The sequence below is a fragment of the Exiguobacterium sp. s183 genome (genome assembly GCF_018617655.1).
GTDB lineage: Bacteria > Bacillota > Bacilli > Exiguobacteriales > Exiguobacteriaceae > Exiguobacterium > Exiguobacterium aestuarii_A.
The window spans coordinates 290,519-312,261 of record NZ_JACSKN010000003.1 but is presented as its reverse complement, the minus strand read 5'-3'; the positions used below and the strand labels follow the sequence as shown (position 1 = coordinate 312,261).

The 21,743-nt window shown below is 49.1% G+C and carries 16 protein-coding genes; 14 read left to right on the top strand and 2 right to left on the bottom strand.

Translation table 11 applies throughout. From position 1 onward, the window contains the following. The first annotated feature begins 80 nt into the window (after window positions 1-80). From KNP62_RS09880 to KNP62_RS09825, 12 genes are all read left to right on the top strand, one after another. A complete protein-coding gene (locus KNP62_RS09880) occupies window positions 81-968 on the top strand; it encodes a Cof-type HAD-IIB family hydrolase (protein ID WP_214785398.1) in 888 nt (295 codons plus the stop codon). A 71-nt stretch (window positions 969-1,039) separates the two neighbouring features. Next, window positions 1,040-2,029, top strand: coding sequence for a lipoate--protein ligase (gene lplA, locus KNP62_RS09875; protein WP_214696188.1), 990 nt, complete (start codon window positions 1,040-1,042; stop codon window positions 2,027-2,029). A gap of 146 nt (window positions 2,030-2,175) precedes the next feature. Continuing rightward, entirely contained in the window at window positions 2,176-2,649 is a 474-nt protein-coding gene (locus KNP62_RS09870; protein WP_214785397.1) for a PTS sugar transporter subunit IIA, read from the top strand. A 100-nt stretch (window positions 2,650-2,749) separates the two neighbouring features. Next, a complete protein-coding gene (locus KNP62_RS09865; protein ID WP_214785396.1) occupies window positions 2,750-4,297 on the top strand; it encodes a long-chain-fatty-acid--CoA ligase in 1,548 nt (515 codons plus the stop codon). A 92-nt stretch (window positions 4,298-4,389) separates the two neighbouring features. Beyond that, window positions 4,390-4,692 carry a metal-sensitive transcriptional regulator gene (locus KNP62_RS09860; protein ID WP_214696181.1) on the top strand — a complete coding sequence of 101 codons (303 nt, stop codon included), beginning with the start codon at window positions 4,390-4,392 and terminating at the stop codon, window positions 4,690-4,692. An 11-nt stretch (window positions 4,693-4,703) separates the two neighbouring features. Continuing rightward, the gene (locus KNP62_RS09855; RefSeq protein ID WP_214785395.1) at window positions 4,704-6,815 is read left to right on the top strand and encodes a heavy metal translocating P-type ATPase; all 2,112 of its coding nucleotides are present in this window, start codon (window positions 4,704-4,706) and stop codon (window positions 6,813-6,815) included. Next, window positions 6,812-7,018, top strand: a complete 207-nt coding sequence (gene copZ / locus KNP62_RS09850; RefSeq protein ID WP_074032640.1) for a copper chaperone CopZ — start codon at window positions 6,812-6,814, stop codon at window positions 7,016-7,018. Before KNP62_RS09855 ends, copZ begins: the two co-directional genes overlap by 4 nt. 308 nt (window positions 7,019-7,326) lie before the next feature. After that, window positions 7,327-7,989, top strand: coding sequence for a response regulator transcription factor (locus KNP62_RS09845; RefSeq protein ID WP_015880954.1), 663 nt, complete (start codon window positions 7,327-7,329; stop codon window positions 7,987-7,989). Continuing rightward, complete coding sequence (locus tag KNP62_RS09840; protein ID WP_251125660.1) at window positions 7,989-9,356, top strand: sensor histidine kinase; 1,368 nt, start codon at window positions 7,989-7,991, stop codon at window positions 9,354-9,356. Before KNP62_RS09845 ends, KNP62_RS09840 begins: the two co-directional genes overlap by 1 nt. Before the next feature lie 127 nt (window positions 9,357-9,483). Further along, entirely contained in the window at window positions 9,484-9,954 is a 471-nt protein-coding gene (locus tag KNP62_RS09835; protein WP_214785393.1) for a competence protein ComK, read from the top strand. A gap of 86 nt (window positions 9,955-10,040) precedes the next feature. Then, complete coding sequence (locus KNP62_RS09830; RefSeq protein ID WP_214785392.1) at window positions 10,041-13,109, top strand: efflux RND transporter permease subunit; 3,069 nt, start codon at window positions 10,041-10,043, stop codon at window positions 13,107-13,109. 127 nt (window positions 13,110-13,236) lie between these two features. Further along, window positions 13,237-13,647, top strand: a complete 411-nt coding sequence (locus KNP62_RS09825; protein ID WP_015880958.1) for a hypothetical protein — start codon at window positions 13,237-13,239, stop codon at window positions 13,645-13,647. A 32-nt stretch (window positions 13,648-13,679) separates the two neighbouring features. Here the strand turns inward: KNP62_RS09825 and KNP62_RS09820 are convergent, their stop codons facing one another. Beyond that, on the bottom strand, window positions 13,680-14,069 hold the full coding sequence (locus KNP62_RS09820; RefSeq protein ID WP_214785391.1) for a hypothetical protein: 390 nt from the start codon (window positions 14,067-14,069) through the stop codon (window positions 13,680-13,682). A gap of 55 nt (window positions 14,070-14,124) precedes the next feature. Beyond that, the gene (locus KNP62_RS09815; RefSeq protein ID WP_251125659.1) at window positions 14,125-14,511 is read right to left on the bottom strand and encodes a truncated hemoglobin; all 387 of its coding nucleotides are present in this window, start codon (window positions 14,509-14,511) and stop codon (window positions 14,125-14,127) included. 153 nt (window positions 14,512-14,664) lie between these two features. On the opposite strand from KNP62_RS09815, the gene addB reads away from it, so the two are divergent. Together addB and addA are read left to right on the top strand one after the other, a co-directional pair. Further along, window positions 14,665-18,102, top strand: a complete 3,438-nt coding sequence (gene addB / locus KNP62_RS09810) for a helicase-exonuclease AddAB subunit AddB (protein WP_214785390.1) — start codon at window positions 14,665-14,667, stop codon at window positions 18,100-18,102. Beyond that, the gene (gene addA, locus KNP62_RS09805) at window positions 18,080-21,697 is read left to right on the top strand and encodes a helicase-exonuclease AddAB subunit AddA (RefSeq protein ID WP_214785389.1); all 3,618 of its coding nucleotides are present in this window, start codon (window positions 18,080-18,082) and stop codon (window positions 21,695-21,697) included. The genes addB and addA overlap by 23 nt, the downstream gene beginning before the upstream one ends. Window positions 21,698-21,743 lie beyond the last annotated feature (46 nt).

Below are 21,743 nucleotides of genomic sequence, written 5' to 3'. Positions count from 1 at the left end.
TGAAGGGAGGGTTCGGATTGTTCCGAATCCCTCTCTTTTTGTTATAGTTAGAAGCGAAAGAGAAAAAGGAGTGATGGAAGATGGCAACGTATAAACTTTTTGTATCAGACATGGACGGTACGATTTTGCACAACCACACCAAGATTGCGAACGAGACGGCAGAAATCGTTCGTGAAGCAGAGGCAGCAGGCATTCGATTCGCAATTGCGACGGGGCGCAACTATGTGAATGCGAAACAAATTCTAGATGAGGTCGGCCTTTCTTGCCCAATCGTATCGTCGAATGGGGGACGCGTGCTCGACACATCAGGAGAAGTCCTTCATGAAATCGACTTGACGATCGAAGAGGCACTTCAGGTCATTGAAGTCCTTCATCAAGACCATAAGTATGCGGACGTCTTTTACGAGATGTACACGGAAGCTGGACTCGTGGCGAGCCGTGGCGACTTGATTGAAGCATCGATGAAAAACCTGAAAGCGAATGGTGACGACCGCTCGCTCGAGATGTATGAATTCTTTAAGAATCGCTATTATGTCAATGAAGACGTCAAGATTGTCGACGACATCGAGAGCTTCATTCGTGAGGAAGCAGGACGTGTCTATAAGTTCATCGCGTTCTCAAGCCATCTCGAGAAAATGACGGCGCTTTGGAAAGAAATCGAAGCACAAGTCGAAGGTGTGTACGTCACATCTTCAGGTAATGACAACATTGAAGTGATGGCACACGGCGCAGATAAAGGAAACGGTGTGACGAAGCTCGCTGAACATTACGGTATCGATTTATCAGAAGTCGTCGTCATCGGTGATAACTTGAATGACGTACCGATGTTCAAAGTGGCCGGAAAAGGGATTGCAATGGGGAACAGCCATGAGGACTTGATTGCTATCAGCGACCACGTCACAGAGCGTCACGACGAGTATGGGGTGGCGAACGCCTTGAAACGAGTGATGACAGGTGAGTGGAAGTAAAAGATTTGTCGAGTCATCGTCTCGTCTCGTATAATACGAGTAACGAACATCCGACTAGGAGGAAATAGACTGTGAAATTTATTTTTAATCCAGATATCCGCGACCCAAAGCTTAACTTGGCGGTCGAAGAGTATATCTTAAAACACTTGAACGTAGACCATGAAGACTACTTCTTGTTCTATATTAACGGTCCATCGATCATCATCGGGAAAAACCAAAACACGTCTGAAGAGGTCAACTTGAAGTACATTGAAGAGAACGGCATCGATGTCGTACGTCGCCTCTCTGGTGGCGGTGCCGTCTATCACGATGAAGGAAACTTGAACTTCAGCTTCATCACAAAAGACGATGGCAACTCGTTCAATAACTATAAGAAGTTCACGCAACCAATCGTGGATGCCTTACGTAACCTCGGTGTCGAGGCGGAGCTAACAGGCCGTAACGATATTCAGGTCGGTGAACGTAAAATCAGCGGGAACGCACAATTCACGACGCGCGGACGCATGTTCAGCCACGGGACGCTCATGTTCAACTCGAACATTGAAGAAGTCGTCAACTCGCTCAACGTCTCGGAAGAGAAAATGCGCTCAAAAGGAATCAAGTCGGTCCGTAGCCGTGTAGCGAACATCACTGAATTTTTAGAGCGTGAGATGGAGATGGAACATTTCGTCGAGGCGTTGCTCCATTCGATTTACGATGGAGAGCAGCCAGAGCGTTACGTGCTTCGTGATGAGGATTGGGAAATTGTCCATGATATCTCGAAAGAACGTTATGCGAACTGGGACTGGAACTTCGGGAAATCGCCGAAGTTTGATGTCGAGTCGAAACGTCGCTTCCCAATCGGGACGATCGATGTCCGCTTGAACGTCAACAAAGGGACAATCACTGAAGCGAAGATTTACGGTGATTTCTTCGGTGTCGGTGACATCCAAGATGTCGAACAGGCGCTCGTCGGGACTCGTTTCGAACGTGCGGCTATCCGCGAGCAATTGTTACAACTCGATCTGAAGCACTACTTCGGAAATGTTGAACTCGAGGAATTGGTTGATTTGATTAGTTAAGATGGTCAGGACGATCTCCATGGAGGTCGTCCTTTTTTGGCAGTTTCGTGAACGTTGATGCTACGGATTGCACCTAGAAAAAATAAGGCGTATCATAATTTATGCAAACGCTTTCATAGAGGCTGATCAAAATAGGAGGAGTAACCATGTATCGAAGGCTCAGTGAATGGATGGATCCAAGTCGGATGTGGGTGACGGAACAAGCGACGTTTGAACGGGCTGTCATGGCGATAGGGCTAGAGTTGGAACGTAAAGAGATTGTCGATTCTTCATTTACACGAGTGATCCTGAATCAAGAAGCGATTATTCCGTCCGGAGTGAGTGACGTGGCCGAGCCGGTTGCTGTCATCGACGTCCCGCTCTCGATTTCAAAACGAGACGGCATCTCACTCCTTCATCTGTTGAATCCATGCGAGATGAAGACGATCACTGGTGAAACGATTCACGCGAAAGCCATCTTATTGATTACAGCTACGACGGAACCGAAAAAGCAGGCGTATCACAAATTGATTGATGATTTACTTATGGATGATGAGTCGCTCCAAGCGCTCGTTCACGTTCAAAGCCGAACGGGATTATATCACTTACAAACGAACTTTTTGGAAGCGTTTTCTTATTGAAACATTTCATGTACAATAGAAGTAATTGAAAAGAGCGCGGACAACGTGCTCTTTTTTATGGCTCAAAAGTGAATCATCATTCATTTAAAGGGGGATTACCATGGCAAACTTAGTCAAGTCACTACAAGAAGTGGTGACCGCTCACCCGCAAAAGGCTGCGTACGTGTTTGGGGAAGACACGGTGAGTTACGAACAGTTTTATGGGCAAGTCAAGGCGATGGCATCGACGCTTGAACAAAAAGGGATTGGACAAGGCGATCACGTCGCCCTCGTTCTCGGCAACAGCCCAGCGTTCTTGATCGCGTACTTCGCCGTGTTGTCACGTGGAGGGGTCGTCATTCCGATCAACCCTACATACACGCCTGATGAAATGGCCTACATTCTACTTGATGGAGACGTCAAAGGAATTGTTGGCTTGTCACCGCTCGTCGCGCAGGCAGAAGCGGCACTCTCGAAGTTACCTCAGTTGAAACTCGTCATCTCTGTCCCATATGCGGACGTACCGGCATTGAAGCGTGAAGGCGAAATTGAGTTTATCCCTTTCGCGGAAGCGTTCGCTGCGACAGAAGGAACGTTCATTGAAGTCGATGAAGAAGAGGTTGCCGTCATTCTCTATACGAGTGGGACGACCGGGAAGCCGAAGGGCGCATTATTGACGCACCAGAACCTGTTCTCGAATGCGCATTCAATCGGGGAGTATTTGGACATTACACCAGAGGATAAAGCGTTAGCCGCATTGCCGATGTTCCACGTCTTCTGTTTGACGGTCATTGTGAATGCACCACTCCTTCGTGGGGCGACGATTGTCATCTTACCGAAGTTCTCACCACAAGATGTATTTGACTTGGTGCCAAAGCATCGCGTGACGTTCTTTGCAGGAGTACCGACGATGTACAACTTCTTGCTGCAGACGGCGATGAAAGTACCGGCCTATACGTCCGCGTTGAAACATGTCCGCGTGTTCGTCTCAGGAGGGGCAAGTTTACCGGTCCAATTGCTCGAGTCATTTGAGCAGATGTTCGAATGTAAAATTCTCGAAGGGTATGGTCTGTCTGAGGCGTCACCGGTCACTTGCTTCAATCCGCTTCACGGCGAGCGAAAAGCGGGATCGATCGGACCTTCTATCGTTCACGTCGAAAACAAAGTCGTCGACGAGCTTGGGGAAGAAGTCGGCGTCGGTGAAGTCGGAGAGTTGATTGTACGTGGACCGAACGTCATGAAAGGGTATTATAAGTTACCGGAAGAGACGATGATCACACTCCGCGACGGCTGGCTCTATACGGGAGATTTGGCGAGACGTGACGAGGACGGTTATTTCTATATCGTCGACCGGAAAAAGGATATGGTCATCGTCGGAGGTTATAACGTATACCCTCGTGAGGTAGAAGAAGTTTTATATCAACATCCTGATATCGTGGAAGCAGCGGTGATTGGTGTGCCGGATGCGGAGCAAGGGGAAGCGGTGAAAGCGTTCGTCGTCACGAAACATGAAAATGTGACGAAAGAGGACATTCGTGCATACACACAAACGAAGTTGGCGAAATATAAGCAACCAACTTATATTGAGATCATCGAAGAGCTTCCGCGAAATACGACAGGTAAGATTTTACGTACTGTCTTAAAAAGCGAAGCGTTTCAAAATAGTTGAGTAAAGGGGGGGCGACTACGAGTCGTCCCTTTTTTATCATTTTATTTGACACTATTACGGGGTAGGGGTATATTGGTGGTGAGGTGATCAACATGGATGAATTTTTGCATGAACAACCACTCGTTCCGCGTGATGATGCTGAGCGGGAGGCACTCGGAAAGCGTCTAAAACGAATCGAAGGACAAGTCAGGGGAATTCAAAAGATGGTCGAGAACGACCGATACTGTGTCGATATTTTGACACAGACGTCAGCCATTCAGGCCGCGCTGAAGCAAGTCGAGATGCAACTGTTAGAGCGTCATATGCGCAAGTGTTTGGTTCACGCAAGTGAGACGGAAAACATGGAACCTTACATTGATGAATTGATGACGATTGTCAGCCGCATCAAAAAATAAGGAGGGATTTCATGAAAACCGTTGAGTTATCCATACAAGGAATGACCTGTGCGGCTTGTTCGGCCCGAATTGAGAAAGTGTTGAACAAAATGGACGGAGTGGAAGCGACGGTCAACCTTCCGCTCGAGACAGCAACGATTCGTGTCGAGGAAGGCATTACAGAAGAAGAGCTGATTGCCCGTATCGAAAAAATCGGATATGGAGCCGAACCGAAAGTGGAGATGGCGCCACCGCATGACTTACGTCCATTACAGCGGAAAGTCATCATCTCTGCCTTGTTGTCGGCACCTTTACTCCTCGTCATGTTGACGCATATACCAGGACTTGGATTTCATGCACCGTGGCTGATGAACCCATGGTGGCAACTCGCTCTTGCGACGCCCGTGCAGTTTTGGATTGGCGCACAGTTTTATCAAGGGGCCTATAAGAGCTTAAAGAGCGGTTCGGCGAACATGGATGTGCTCGTCGCGACGGGAACGTCGGCCGCATACTTTTACTCTATTTTTGAAATGATTGTACATCCGATGAATCCGCATCTTTACTTCGAAACGAGTGCCGTCCTCATCACGCTCGTCCTGCTCGGGAAATGGTTAGAAGGACGAGCGAAAGAGAAGACGACCGATGCGTTAAAATCACTCTTATCGCTTCAGGCGAAAGAGGCAATCCTCTTTGTTGACGGAGAAGAACGGTCTGTCGCCGTTGAGCTCGTCAAAGTAGGTGACGTTCTCGTTGTGCGTCCAGGAGAGAAGATTCCGGTGGACGGACGCATCATCGAAGGAGAGACGGTCATCGATGAATCGATGTTGACCGGTGAATCGATTCCTGCCGAGAAAACGGTCGATGCTGAAGTCGTCGGCGGTACGATCAACCAGTCCCACCGGATCCTTATGCGGGCAGAACGAGTCGGGAAAGAGACAATGCTCGCTCAAATCGTACGTGTCGTCGAGCAGGCACAAACAGATAAGGCGCCGATTCAACGGCAGGCCGACCGTATCTCTGGCGTGTTCGTGCCGATTGTCGTAGCCATAAGTGCCGTCACGTTCGCTGTCTGGGCGTTTCTTTTAAATGATATCGATACGGCCATTCGCGCATCGATCGCAGTACTTGTCATCGCTTGTCCGTGTGCGCTCGGTTTGGCAACACCGACATCGATCATGGTCGGAACGGGAAGAGCGGCAGAGCAAGGTGTATTGTTCAAAGGTGGCGGGCAACTCGAATCACTCAATGAAGCAAACATCGTCGTTTTTGACAAAACAGGAACATTGACGAACGGGACACCGGAAGTGATAGAAACGTTCGGAGATGAAGCGGCGCTCCGCCGTGCTGTCATGGCAGAACGGCAATCAACACATCCTTTGGCGGCAGCAATCGGTCGAGAACACGGTGATGGTATCGTGACGAAAGTGGAAGAGCTGGCGGGTCGTGGTGTCAAAGCGGTCGTTGATGGGAAAGAACTCATCATCGGGTCTGTTCGGATGATGGAAGAGCTCGGGTACAATTTGCCAGATTGGTCGATGCGGGCGATGACCCCGGTCTATGTCGCAGATGAGAGCGGGATTGTCGCGGCGTTCGGACTACAGGATCAATTGAAACCGAAAAGCCGTGATGTCGTGCAAGCACTTAGCCAAACACGTGACGTGTATGTCTTGACGGGTGACCGAAAAGAAGTCGCCTATGCGATTGCCGACGAACTTGGCCTTCCGCATCATCATGTCATTGCCGAAGTCCTTCCGGTCGAGAAGGCGGACCAAATCGAACGCTTGAAGCAATCAGGGCGTGTCGCCATGGTGGGGGACGGTATGAACGATGCTCCTGCCCTTGCGGTCGCAGACGTCGGGATTGCTTTTGGGAGCGGTACAGATGTCGCACTCGAGGCGGCAGATGTTACAATTGTAGGGCATGACATTGAAGGTGTGAGCCGGGCGATGAATATGAGCCGTTTGACGATGAAAAACATTCGTCAAAACTTGTTCTGGGCGCTCGCTTATAACAGTCTTGGCATACCGGTCGCTGCAGCGGGGTTACTTGCCCCATGGATTGCCGGTGCGGCGATGGCGTTCAGTTCGGTGTCTGTCGTCTTGAACGCATTACGATTAAAAACACAAGGAGGATCATCATCATGAAAGAAACAACATTGACAGTAGAAGGCATGACATGTAATCACTGCAAAGCTGCCGTTGAGGGAGCATTGAATGAATTGAACGGTGTCGAATCAGCAACCGTATCACTCCAAGAGCATCGGGTCGACGTGATTCACGAAGATTCTGTCTCACGCGAGGCGATGGTCGAAGCAGTCGAAGAGCAAGGATACGACGTAAAGGCATAATGACGAAGGGTCCCGAGTAAAATCGGGACTTTTTTTGTTGTATTCAACAAATAGGATGTGTGCTATATTTAAGTTGATAATGAGAATCGGTATCAACAGGAGGCGGACATCATGGAAATCATCATGATCAGTGGAGTGTTGGCGTTGATTAGTGGGGGCACAGCGTTTTTGGCGCAACAGCTACGAACAAATTCAGTACGTTGAAGAAGGTGCGATTTCGTTGCCTTCTTTTTTTGACTCTAAACCTTTCCCATCATTTCACGACAATTGTTTGATATGATGAGAAAAAACGTGTTGAGGTGACTTGAATGTATACAATCTACTTAGTCGACGATGAAGCAAACTTGAATAAAATGCTCGTCACGTATCTAGAACAGGAAGGATACAACGTTCGCTCATTCGCGGACGGGACATCCGCGCAAGAAGCGATCCCGGATCAGCCAGACTTATGGGTGCTCGACATCATGCTGCCGGACTTGGATGGTTTTCAATTGCTGAAACAAATTAAGGCCGTCAATGCCAATACACCGACCATCTTCATTTCAGCCCGAGACGAGGACATCGACAAAATCATTGGTCTTGAGATGGGATCGGATGACTACATTGCGAAACCTTTCCTCCCGAGAGAACTTGTCATTCGCGTCAAAAAACTGATTGATCGTGTCTACGGATCGAAGTCGAATGAACATATCGAGTACGGAGAGTATACAATCTATCCGGACAAACGACTCATCAAACACGGGGATGAAGAGATTGATTTGACTTCGAAAGAATTCGACTTACTCCTTCTCTTCCTCGAACATCCGGGTTCGGCTTTATCGCGTGAACAGATTCTTGAAGGAGTTTGGGGGAACGATTATTTCGGTTCGGACCGAGTCGTCGATGATTTGGTGCGCCGCGTTCGTAAGAAATTGCACCGTCTCGAGCTCGAAACGCTTTACGGTATCGGCTACCGTCTCGTCAGACCATGATGAACGCCATCAAGCCGAAGCGTCTCATGTGGAAGATATGGGTACTCATCCTTCTCATCATCGTGACCCTCGCGCTCATGATTTTGATTACGGTCCGCTCTTCTATCACCCAGTTCATCGATGAACAAGTATATGAGACGTTACGAGATGTAGACTATTATTTGGGCAATACGAATGAGTTGGAGAATTATCCGCAAAATCCAATCGAGTATGACCGACGTCAGCAAGAGTCGCGTTCGGTCAACCAATTGATTTTTCTTCCGAACGGACGAATCATCTACGGATCGGCACCACTCGAATTGACGAACCGCATGTATCAGGAAGCATTGAATCAAAGTGGTCAAGTCGAGCGATATCAGACGACGATTGACGGGGAAGACGTCTATTACATCATTCGTCAAAATGAATACGATGGTACGATCGTCTATCAAGCATCCTACGCTTGGGATGCGTACCGTCGTGAATTAGTCTCGACGTTGTATTTGCGCATTTCAATTCTGATTGGTGTCATCAGTCTCTTGTCGCTCATCCCGGCACTGCTCATGTCTCGCCAGTTGACGAAACCGATTGTCGAGATGGAACGTGCGGTCGAGAAAATTTCGAATCGCCAATGGGAGACGGCTCTTCCGCTAGATCGACAAGATGAACTTGGACAATTGGCCCATTCAATCGATGCGATGCGCAAAGAATTGAAGGAACAGGATCTCGCTCAACAAGCGTTACTCCAAAACATCTCACATGATTTGAAGACGCCAATTATGGTCATCCGTGGATATGCCCAGTCGATCGGGGACGGGATCTATCCGACGGGAGACTTGAAGGGGTCTTCTGAAGTTATTGACGAAGAGGCATCTCGACTTGAAAAGAAAGTTGTCGACTTGCTGTATGTGACGAAGCTCGAATATTTCAAAGGACAAGAGATGAAACTTGAACCGATCAATCTGGATAAGTTGATGGAACTCCTTGTGGCGCGCTTTAAACTGAGAGGGCGGCTTGATTGGGAAATTAACGGTGAAGGTGGAGAGATGCTCGGGGATGGGGAACAGATCCGGGTCGCGTTTGAGAACGTTCTCGACAATGCGCTTCGTTATGCGGAAACATGTATTCGAATTGACTTAAACCGAGACGAGTCTGGCGTGGAAATCATCATCTTTAATGATGGACCACCCGTTGACGAGAGCCTTGATTTATTCCATCAGTTCTCTCGTGGGAAACAAGGGAAGTTCGGGCTCGGATTATTTATCGTCCAACGAATTGTGACACTTCACACAGGAGAAGTGTCCCTTCGAAATACAGGAGACGGAACTGCGGTGAGATTTTATTTTCCGCGACTCAAACCGAACCATGCTTTAAAATCTAACGCTTGATTTTGAAAACCAGCCAAGAAACGGCTGGTTTTTTTATGGGAAATGTCAAAAAGTCGATTTGCGGGGCGTGCAGAATCCTGGTATGAATGACATGTAAGTCATTACATACGTTATGGGGGATGAAAAGATGAGTAGATTGACCAATGAAACGAGAGCTTTAATTCCTGTATTTAACGAGTTTGGCGAAGCGGAGACGCTCGTGTATCAACCGGAAGGCGTGACGCGAGTGAAAGGGTCACCCATCGACCTATTAGAACATGCATGTTTGTACTATGGATCGAGCATTCAAGGTAGAATCGAAGCTGCGCGTCACGTCCTAGGTCCACATCGGAAAACACCTGTTGTGATGGATTGGCACGCTGACGCGGTCTTCTTTCCGACGATTGCAAAGGAGAGCCCAGACTGTGCGTGGATCAATTTTCAGCACGTGACAGCCATCAAAAAAGACGGAAATCAGACACTCATTCAGTTTTTGACAGGTGAATCGGTCAAGGTTCACGTATCCGACCATACGGTGGCAAGGCAAAAACAACGGTCAATCGAATTATCATACGCATTTCAAAAACGTTTCCATGACAGCACATTGCAACACGCTTAAGGATTGAATTCAATACGAAACCCCTCTATGATGAAGAAGAGATATCATATGTGTATTTGCACATCTTCCGAAAGTGAGGGGTTTATATGTTTTTTGAAAAAATGATTGAGCGAGGGAAACTGGTCATCGTGTTTCTTCTCGTCGCAATCGTCGTAGGTGTGCTGACGTTCTTCCAGCTCCCTAAACGTGAGATTCCTGAAACGGGAATCAACATCGTACTCGTTCAAACACCATATCCTGGTGCGACTGCCGAAACGGTTGAACGTAGTGTGACTGGCGTGTTAGAAGAAGAACTACGTAGTCTAGAAGGAGTGGAGAACGTGACGTCGATTTCGGCTTCAGAGTTCTCAAACATTACGGTCGAGTATGCAGATGGGACTGACCAGGCAGAGTTTCAGGCGAACGTACGCCAAGCTTTGTCTGACGCAACACCAAAGCTACCAGAAAACGCACTCGCACCGACAGTCAATGACTCGCTCGGTCAATTACCGGTCGCCTCATACTTGTTGACAGCGGATGATCGTGAATCATTCGAGGATGTTCGTGCAGACATCGAGGAATTAGAATCGAACCTTCTGCGAACAGATGGTGTGACAGGGGTCACCGTCAAAGGTCTACCGGAGCAAGAGTATGTCGTCTCACTTGACTCCGAAGAACTCAGTGCACGGCAGCTCGCCTTCCCTGACGTGTTGACAGCAATTAACGAAGAGTATAAGACGACACCACTCGGTCGCCAATCGACCGATGAAGGCATCTATCAACTGGCGATCGATAACTTGACGAATGTGAACGACATGGAGCAAGTCATTGTCGGTTCGTTCAATGGAGAGCCAGTTTTGTTAGAAGATGTCGGAACGGTTGAAGAGACGGCGAAAAGTGAGACGGACCTCGTTTCATTAGACGGAAAACCAGCCGTTTCCATCACTGTACCGATTGAGTCAGGTTTGGATATCCCAACGATGCAAGACCGTGTCAACGAGGTAGTGGAAGACGGCCTTGGAGATTTGGACGGTTTTGAGCTTGTTCCGTATTATGAACAGGCGAAGGCTGTCGATGCAATCTTCTCGTCGCTGACGCGTGAATTCATTATCGCGATCATCGCCGTCATCGCCGTGACAACGATTGGTCTCACGTTCTCTGGGTCAATCATCGTCAGTTTGGCAATTCCATTGTCATTCTTGATTGCGTTGATCCCGTTACAATTCACCGGGGTCGACTTGAACCAAATCTCGATTATTGGAGCAATCATCGCCTTGGGGATTTTGGTTGATGACGCGATCGTCGTCAACGACAATATTTTACGACGGTACCGTAGTGGTGATTCCGCGATGCTCGGAGCAGTGCGGGGAACGAAAGAAGTATGGGGCTCGATTGTCACGTCGACACTCGCTGTCGTCTTCGCCTTCCTTCCGCTCACGTTGCTATCTGGAGCGAACGGAAACTTCATCCGTGCCTTGCCGACGGTGCTCGCGCTCTCTGTTTTGGCCTCGATGGTCATCAGTTTGACGCTAGTCCCGATTGCGCAATATCGCTTGAACCGAAAAGAAGTGAAAGTATCGAAGCGTGAACCGGGTTGGCTCGGCGGACCGCTCAATCGTCTCAGTAACTTCTATGCCGATCGTCTGTTACCGAGTGTCGCGAAACGTCCTTGGACGTTCGGGATTGTCGGTTTCGTCATCACGACAGCGCTGTATGGATTGATTCTTCTCACGCCGTTTGAGTTCTTTCCGGCGGCGAACCGTCCGGAAGTCGTGACAAGTGTGACCTTGCCTGTACAGACGGATTTAGAAGAGACAGAAGCACGTCTTGAAGAAATCGAAGCAAGGTTCCAAGAAGAAGAAGGGGTCGTTGAAACATCGATCTTTGCAGGTAGTGGACTTCCTGGTCTATTCACGGGTGGACTCGATCAGTCCGGTGAAAACACAGGGCAAGTCGTTGTTCGTGTCGATAATGAATCAATCGATGCCATCGAGTTGATTGATAAATACACGAATGAGTTGCGTGAGGCATATCCTGATGCAGAAATCTTCTTAGATACGCAACAACAAGGACCACCGGCATCGGCACCTGTCGAGTTCACGATGCGTAGCGAAACGATTGATCAGCTCGTCGCTGCACGTGACCAAGTGAAGGCCGACTTAGAAGAAATCGATGGCGCCATCGTCCTCGATAACATCAAAGAGCCGTTCCAAACGCTCACGTACGAACTAAATCGTGAGGAGATGGCCCAAGCGGGTGTCACAGCGAAAGCCATCAGTGATCAAATCCGACTCGTCACAGACGGGATTCCAATCGGCACGTTCGATGACGGAGTGGAACAGCGTGACGTGAAGATTGTCATCGATGCGGAAGCAAACCGTGAGGCACTTGCGCTTGATGACATTTTAATCCCGGTCGAAACGGAAGCCGGTCCACCGGTTGCACCGCTTAGCACGTTCGTGACAGAAACGACAACGGAGCAAATTCAACAGATTCCTCGCGAGAATGGAGAACGTTCGGTCACACTCCAAATTTATGCGAGTGAGGGCATGGATGAAGATGCGTTCAAGCAAGATGTCGAGCAAGTATTGGATGACGCGAAGTCTGGGTTAGAAGATGAAGGAATCACGTTCGACCAGTCCGGGGCGAGTGATACGCAGAATGAGTTCTTCTTAGAGCTTGCGACATTGTTCGTCGTCGTCTTGTTCTTGATTTACTTGATCATCGCGTTCCAGTTCAACTCATTGTCATTACCACTTCTCGTATTGTTCACGATTTATCTCGCAATCGCTGGAGCGGTCGTCGGGTTGTTCGTGACACAGACGCCGTTCAGTTTCATGGCATCGATGGGGATGGTATCGCTTGCGGGAATCGTCGTCCGGAACGCAGTCGTCCTGTTCGAGTTTATCGAACAGCGCATTCGTGAAGGCTTACCGGTCACGACCGCCGTGTACGAAGCCGGACGTGCTCGGATTCGTCCGATTCTCTTGACAGCACTTACTGCAGTCGTTGCCCTCCTACCGGTTGCACTTGGAGAAGACCCGCTCTTCAAACCGCTTGCGATTGGAATTGTATCGGGTATTCTATTCTCGACTGTGTTGACTCTCGTGCTTGTCCCGGCATACTACCTGATTTTGGCGAAACGCCGTCACAAGGACAAACCGTTTACAGAATGATTCAGCTTGAAGATGTGATGCCGTATGGTGTCACATCTTTTTTTGAACCATTTGTCACATGTTTTGGGTGATGTTGTATGGGTATAATTAGAAGAGAGGTTTTGAACAGTATGGGAGGGAATTGAAGATGAACGATTCATATACTTGGCTTAATCGCCGTAAAGTACGACCCGCATACAGTGTGACGGGGAGCCGTTCTTGGTCGAGTGAGCGTGTCGTTCGACCAGACCGTGCGCGTGGGAAGATGGTACGCGACGTGAAACGTGTACGTCGTCCATATGTAGACGAATACGGCAATCGTCGTTGGACGACGGGACGTGTCGTCGTCACGGATGCGTCACGTAAGGCACGGGCGCATGGACATGGCGATACAGCCGTACAGTTAGAGTTCTCGACACCAACACCGTATGAGCGTGTGAAAGAGATGATTCCGACAAAACGTGTGCTCGTTCCGGTTGTCGCCGGACTTGCCGTTGTCGGTGGGATTGCTGGTGTCGCATATGCACTCCGTAAAAAGAAACGAAATAAGAAGAACTAATAAAAAAATCGCCGAAAAATTCGGCGATTTTTTTATTTGAAGCGTTCAGCGAGGATGCGCTCGAGTTCACGTTGCCCGAGTTCACGCATTTCTGCCTCATTTTCTTCGTCGTATGCATCGTCCGTGAAGCGTCCGACAAATTCGACTTTGCCGTTTCCAAGTTCACGGAACACTAAGTTTTTGCGATCGTTGTAAAAGACGACACGGTACTCACGACCATTTTCATGATCGTAGTTGAAGACGCCTTTGATGTGATCCATGTTCTTCTCTTCCGGTTGATCCTCATCATCGTCCTCATCTTCTTCTGCTTCAGCAGCTTCGTTAGCTTCATCAAGCGCGTCGGCGAGGACTACCGTTTCTTCTTTTTCTTCTGTCCCCTCTTCTTCAGATGAGACGACTTCTTTTTTTTCTTCTTCTGTCATGTGAAACGACCTCCTTTACTTACTTTCCTATCATACCCACTTTTTATAGTTGTGACTACTCAAAATGATGTGAGCAAACCCGGACGACATTCGAAGAGGACATGATCAGTCGCTGGAAGAGCTGACGTTTGATCGATTCTGGCGCATCGACTGTCTTGAGCGCTTGCTCCATGCATCCGAGCCAATGCCCGGCATGGGTCTCAGAAATCGGATGTTCATGATGAATCATCGCTAAATTCCCACCACCGCGACGTTCCGAATACAACTTCGGACCACCGAGCAATTGGGTTAAAAATTCGAATTGGTGTTGCTTCACCCGTTCTTTGTCTTCCGGAAACAGCGGAAGTAGAATCGGATCGGCATAGACGAGGTCATAAAACGCGTCAACGAGTTGTTGAACGCCGCTTTCGCCTCCAAATTGTTCATAGGCACTCACATTCATTCCCCCTCATACGTTCAGTCTAATCGATTTCGAGCAAAAATGGGAATGATGCAAGCTGTGACTTTTTTGACTAGGGTAAAGAGGAGGTTTCCCTCTACAAATAAGAGCGGATGGTTCATAATGAAAGAAAAAAGGGAAGGAGTGTTCGCTAAAATGACAGTAACCTTTCACGTTGGTCGATCGGGAACGGGGAAAAGTGAACGGATGATCGAACAGGTTATTCAAGAACTGAAACAAAACCCGAGCGGACCAACGATTTATATGATCGTGCCGGACCAAATGTCGTTTGAAATGGAGAAAAAGATGGCGACAGTGGACGGCCTACGCGGCTCGACAAGAATCCAAGTGCTGTCGATGCGCCGTCTTGCATTTTTGATGATGCGGGATGCGGGAGTGGCGACCGACCAATTTTTAGATCAGACGGGGACACATCTGTTGTTGCGGAGAGTCGTCGAGATGAGCGAGGAACGATTGACCTTGTTCCGTCGAACGATGAACCAGTTCGGATTTTATGAAGAGTTGAACCAATTGATTTCGATGTTGAAGCGAGGACTTGTCGAACCCGAACATCTGTTGCGGTTGAGTGAACAAGCGCAACATCGTGCCTTGAAGTTACAGGACCTCTCCATCATCTATGAAGGATTTTTAAAGATGACAGAAGGGAAGTCACTACATGCGGAAGATTACTTCAACGTCCTGTTGCAACTGTTGCCCGAGACGGATTTGACGGGAGTCCGTGTTTACGTAGACGGATTTAATGAGTTCTCGGAGCAGGAATTAGCCGTCCTTGTCGGTCTTGCGGAAAAAGTCGACGTCGATGTGTTGCTGACGCTAGATCCTTCATCGATGTATCGTCCTGACCCATTGTTTGGACCGACGCAACGGACGCTCATGCGCTTCAAGGAACTCTTGTCGGAACGGCAACTTCCATCGGTCGACAAACCGTATGACACCATCTATCGCTATACGCATCCAAGCCTTCGCTATTTAGAGGCGACGTTTGACCAGATGACGGCAGAGCCGTATACAGGGGCAGAGAACCGCGTCGATTTACATGCTGCCGTCGACCGGACTGTCGAGGTGGAAGCGGCCGTTCGAGAAGTCATCCGACTCACCCGTGAAGAAGGATATCGTTACCGAGATATCGCGCTCATTTCGCGTTCACTCGAAGAGTATGGCGATTTGGCATCGCAGGCGTTACAAAAAATGGGGCTCCCTTACTTCCTAGATGAACGGCAACCGATGCTTGACCATCCGCTCGTCGAATTGTTGAAAGCAACCATCGACATCGCCTTGCGTAGCTATCGGGAGGAGGCGGTCTTCCGGGCATTGAAGACGGAACTCGTCGTCCTCGACCCGACACATCGACGCACGTCCGTTGACCGTCTCGAAGCGTTCGTCATTGAGCGCGGAATCAAACACTATCATTGGCACGATGCATGGCAATTGCGTCGTCGTACAGGTGAAGAAGCGCGACTGACGAGTGAAGAGCTAGACGTCGAAGTGGAGTTGAATCGATACCGGGAACGCGTCATCGAAACGTTCGATCCGTTGTTAGCGGATTTGAAGCAGGCGAAGACGATGCAAGCCTATACGCATGCCATGTATGCCTTTTTGGAGCGGATTGGTGTATCCGACTGTCTGACCCATTGGCGTGACGAGGCGATTGAAGAAGCGCAGTTGCTCGAAGCGCGTGAGCATACCCAAGTGTGGGACGCGGTCTTACATCTACTCGAACAATTGGAAGCGGCAGCTCCGGAAGAGAAGTTGTCGACGGAACTGTTTCTTCAGATGATGGACACTGGGCTAGATAGTCTACGTTATGCGCTCATTCCACCTTCACTCGATCAGTTGACGGTGACGGACTATGTCCGTGGTCGATTGATTGATAAGAAAGTGGTGTTCTTGCTCGGGGCAAATGAAGACCAAATCCCTCTCGTCACGACACAATCCAAACTGTTGACCGATCACGACTTGGACTTCATGCATGAGAACGGACTGCGTGCCGGGAAAGCGACCGAGCACTTGTTCGATGATGAAACGTATTACTTATATAAAGCAGTGACGGCACCGAGTGAGCGTCTCTATATTAGCTACGCCCTCGTCGACAGGACCGGTAAGGCGGTTCAACCGGCACGTTTCATCGCTGATTTGAAGGTGCGTCTCCATAAAAACATCATTAAGACACACTTTGCTGAAGCAGGAGAGCACCGACCACGTGACCAATTCGCCTTTTTGACGAACGTGAACCAGACGGCAGCGGTCACGGCTCTTGAACTGCAACGATTGAGTCGTCATTATCCGATTCAAGATATGTGGTTCGCCGTCTATAACGAACTGTTAAAACATCCGGATGGTCGTGAACGTTTGCAGTTGTTGACGAGCGCCCTGTTCTATCAAAATATCCCGAAATCACTAGACGACGATGTGGCTAAATCTCTTTATACACCGTCGATTCGGGCGAGTGTCTCGCGACTTGAGACGTTCCAAGCATGTCCGTTCAAACATTTTGCGAGTTATGGCTTGCGCCTGAAGGAACGCCGATTGTATCGACTCGAGGCACCGGATATCGGAAACTTGTATCACCGAACGATTGAACATATGTCACAAACGGTGAAGATGGACGGAAAAGAATGGCGAGATGTAGCACCTGATGAATGTGTGAACTTAGCGGAACAAGCAGTAGAACTCGTGACGCCTGAAATTCAACACGCCATTCTGATGAGTTCAAATCGTTACGCCTATTTAAAGAAAAAATTGACGGACGTCGTCAGCAAAACGGCAGAAGTATTGATTGAACAGTCGAAGCGGGACGGATTTGACCCGAAAGCGTTTGAACTCGCGTTCGGGAGTGGACAGTTCCCGCCTGTCTCATTCACATTATCGAATGGGGCCACGTGTGAACTCATCGGTCGCATCGACCGTGTCGACACGGCGATGGTCCACGATCAGCTGTACGTTCGTATCGTCGATTATAAGTCGAGCAAACGTGAAGTCGACTTCGCGGAAATTTACTATGGTCTTGCCATGCAGATGCTCATCTACTTGAAAGTACTGATTGAACAGGCAGAGGTATGGACGAAAGAGAACGTGGCGCCGGCTGCGGCACTGTATTTCCACGTTCATCGCCCACTCGTCCCACCGGCAGGTTCTGAGGAAGAGACGCGACAGAAAGTATTGGAGTCGTATCAGATGCAGGGGTTGTTGGTCGACGATCCGGAAATTTTGGAGATGATGGACCGCTCTGCGAAAGGATCTTCGAAAAAATCAATCGTCATCCCGGTCAAATATAAAAAAGATGGCACACCTGATTCGAATACACTGAAGAAGATTGTCACACCACCTCAACTCGAACAATTGATGGACCATGCGTTTGACGTCGTCAAATCGAGTGCCGAAGAGATGTATGAAGGAAAAATTGACGTAGAACCTTACGAATATAAAGAGCGCCGCCCGTGTCAGACGTGTCCGTACCAGAGTGTCTGCCATTTTGACGAGGCGCTCGCGAATGAACCACGCAAATTGAAAAAGTTAGAGAAAGAAGATGTATTTCAGGAGTTAGGAGGGGATGACCGTGAAATGGACGAATGATCAATTCGCCGCAATTGAAGCGAGGGGAAGTCACGTACTTGTCTCGGCTGCGGCCGGTTCAGGAAAGACAGCAGTTCTCGTTGAACGGTTGTCTAGCCGATTGCTGGACGAAGCGGATGCGTTGACGGCAGACCGTATGCTCGTCGTCACGTTTACGAACGCGGCAGCTGCAGAAATGAAGCGACGCATCGCAAAGGCGCTCGAAGAGGCGTTACGCGACGACCCGACGAATGAGTACGTCCGAAAACAACGACAAATGTTGAACCGGGCTCTCATTACAACCATCCATTCCTTTTGCTTAGAAGTGATTCGTGAGAATTACTATTTGTTAGACTTAGACCCGGCATTCAAGATTGCGGAAGAACGTGACCTCGTGCTCTTACAAGATGATGTGTTAGAAGAGGTGCTTGAAGAGGAGTACGGAAAGCAGGATACGGATTTCTTCGCCCTTGTCGATGCCTATACGTCAGACCGTGGCGATAGCGAAATCGAAGACCTTATTCTTGGTCTTTATCATTATGCTCGTACACTCCCAGACCCTGATGCCTATTTGGACAAACTCATTTCGATGTATTCGTTCGGCGATGACCCGGATCATGAAGCCATCCTCATCGAGTTCGGTCACATGCTGTGGCAGGACATTGAGAAAGCGGTGCGTGATCTTCGGAAGCTCGAGGCGGAACTTCGGGTTGCAGGCTATGAACCGCAGTCGGAAAACATTCGTCAGGCGATTTTCCCGTTTGAACAGTTAGAAGGGGAAGAAATTGTCTGGAGTGAACTTGAAACGGCTGCACGTGCGATGAAGTTTGGAACGATGAAAGCCGTCCCTAAAAAAGAGGAGCATCAAATTTATCATGAGGTGCTCAAACCGGCGTACGATCAAGCGAAGAAGAAGTTGACGGCAGCTGCTGAACGGGCACGTGTCAGTGGGGCGGATCTATTAGAGAGCGTCTCGATGCAACAACCTCTCGTCAAGACGCTCGTCCGAACGGTCCGTGCGTTCGGAACAGCGTATGAGCAAGCGAAACGTGACCGAGCCTTCGTCGACTTTAGCGACTTGGAACATTATGCGCTCGCCATTTTACGGCAGGAGGATGGACCGTCTGATGTCGCCGCTCTATACAAGGAACGTTTCGTCGAGGTACTAGTCGATGAATATCAAGATACGAACGAAATTCAAGAAACGATTATCAACCTGGTCGCAAATGAACGGGAAGAGATTGGGAACCTGTTCATGGTTGGAGACATCAAGCAGTCGATTTATCGGTTCCGTCATGCGGAACCGGGTCTCTTCATCGATAAGGCGACGCGCTTCAAACAGGCGGACACGGGAAAACGAATTGATCTCTCTCAAAACTTCCGCAGTCGGGCAGAGGTGCTTCACGGAATCAATGACTTGTTCGTCCAGCTCATGGACGAAGAGGTCGGAGAAATCGCTTATGATGAGGCCGCTCAACTCGTGCCGGGTCGTGAATATGAACCGATTCCAGCGAATCCTGAATTCATGATAGTCGACGGGACAAGTCGCGAATTATCGAAACAGGAAGTCGAAGGACGAGCGATTGCAACTCGAATCCTAGAATTAGTATCTGGGGAAGAACCGTTCAAAGTGACGGATGAAGTGACGGGTCAACTAAGAAACTGTGAGTACCGGGACATCGTGATTCTCGTCCGTTCGAAAAAAGGGCGGGTTGAACAGTTGATGGACATTTTGACACAGTACAACATTCCGGCTTATACGGATTCAGATGGCGGCTATTTTCAAGCGACAGAGATTCGAATGATTCTTGCTCTCTTGAAAGTAATTGATAATCCCCTACAGGACATCCCGCTCGCCGGTGCGCTCCGTTCCCCGATGTTCCGATTCGATGATGGGGAATTGGCACGAATCCGACTCGAGTCCGAAGATTCTTTCTTTGAAGCTTTGAAAGCAAAAGCGGATGACGATGACGAGCTTGGCGTGAAGTGTGGAGATTTTCTCGATCGTCTTTCCCACTGGCGTACGTATGCACGCAATCATAGCTTATCTGAACTGATTCAACAGCTGTTTAACGATACTGGGTTTTATGACTTCTCGGGTGGATTGCCTGGTGGGAAAGGACGACAGGAAAACTTAAAAGCGCTCTATGACCGCGCCCTCTCTTACGAGCGAAGCGGCTATCGTGGACTGTATCGCTTCTTACGTGTCATGGACCGTTTACAAGATACAGGAGAAGATTTATCCGAGGCGCGTTCTCTCGGTGATGAGGAGAACGTTGTTCGCATCATGACTGTGCATAAGTCAAAAGGTCTTGAGTTCCCGGTGACGATTGTCGCCCAGCTCGGAAAACAGTTCAATACACTCGACCAGAAACAGCGCGTCATTTTCCATAAGCAATATGGAATTTCACTCGATGCGATTGATGTCGTGACACGTACGAAATCGGAAACATTCGTGAAAGAAATGATCCGACGAGATTTGGACGCAACGATGAAAGCCGAAGAGATGCGTGTCCTCTATGTCGCATTGACACGGGCAAAAGAGAAACTCATTCTCGTCGGTACGGTTGGAGATTCAGCCAAGCAGCTCCAGCAATGGCTACAGGTCGGGCAATCTGGGGAACTGTTAGCAAGTGAGGCGAGACGAGAGGCGAAAACGTACTTGGATTGGATTGCGCCAGCACTCTTACGTTTGCCAAGTGCCACGACATTTATCGAGTCGTTCGGTTTCACGGTACCCGCCTCATTTTATGAATCGACTTCGTGGACGTATCGTTTGATTGGAGAAGACGATCTTGCAGAGATTGCGACACTTCAAGAAATGATGGCACAACTCCACCATGTGCAACGATTTGAAGCGATTGATTTTCCTATTCAAAATGAGGATGAGACGATTCGTGCCGTCCACAAAGCGTTAACTTATAGCTATCCAGCTCAGGATGCTGTACGCACAGCGGCGAAACAGACGGTGACGGAATTAAAACGGGCGATGCAACTGGAACAAGCCGCCTTCGAAGACCCGGTTCGTCCAATCGATACACCTTATCGGGAGCCGAAATGGCGTCAAGTGAAACAGACCGGTGCCGAACGGGGGACCACGTTACATTTGATTTTCCAAATGGCTGATCCGAACCAACCGATTGTCGATCAAATCGATCAATGGGAGAGACACGGTATGCTGAGCCCGGTCGAGGCTGAGACGGCGCGTCTTGCCATTCCTGACGTCGAAGCATTTTTCCAGACCGACGTCGGGCAAGCGCTCGCCGACGCGCTTGAGCGCGGCACGGCGTGGCGAGAGCTTCCGTTCACCTATACCGTTCCGGCTGAACGAGTTAACCCGGATGGACAGTTTACGGATGAGGACGTCTTGATTCAAGGGATTATCGACTGTCTGTATTTCGACGGAACATCGTATGTCCTGTTGGATTATAAATCAGATGCCGTTGTTCATTTGTCCGAATCTCGTGAAGACGCACACGAGCGGCTCCGTGAGCGATACGCGATTCAGTTGCAGCTGTACCGAGAGGCCATTGAGACGATTTGGGAGATTCGCGTCGAACAGACGCTCATTTACTCACTTGATTTACAGGAAATCGTCACGGTGACAACTTCATAAAGGCTACACGTTGAGCGATGTCAGCTACATGACATCGCTCTTTTTG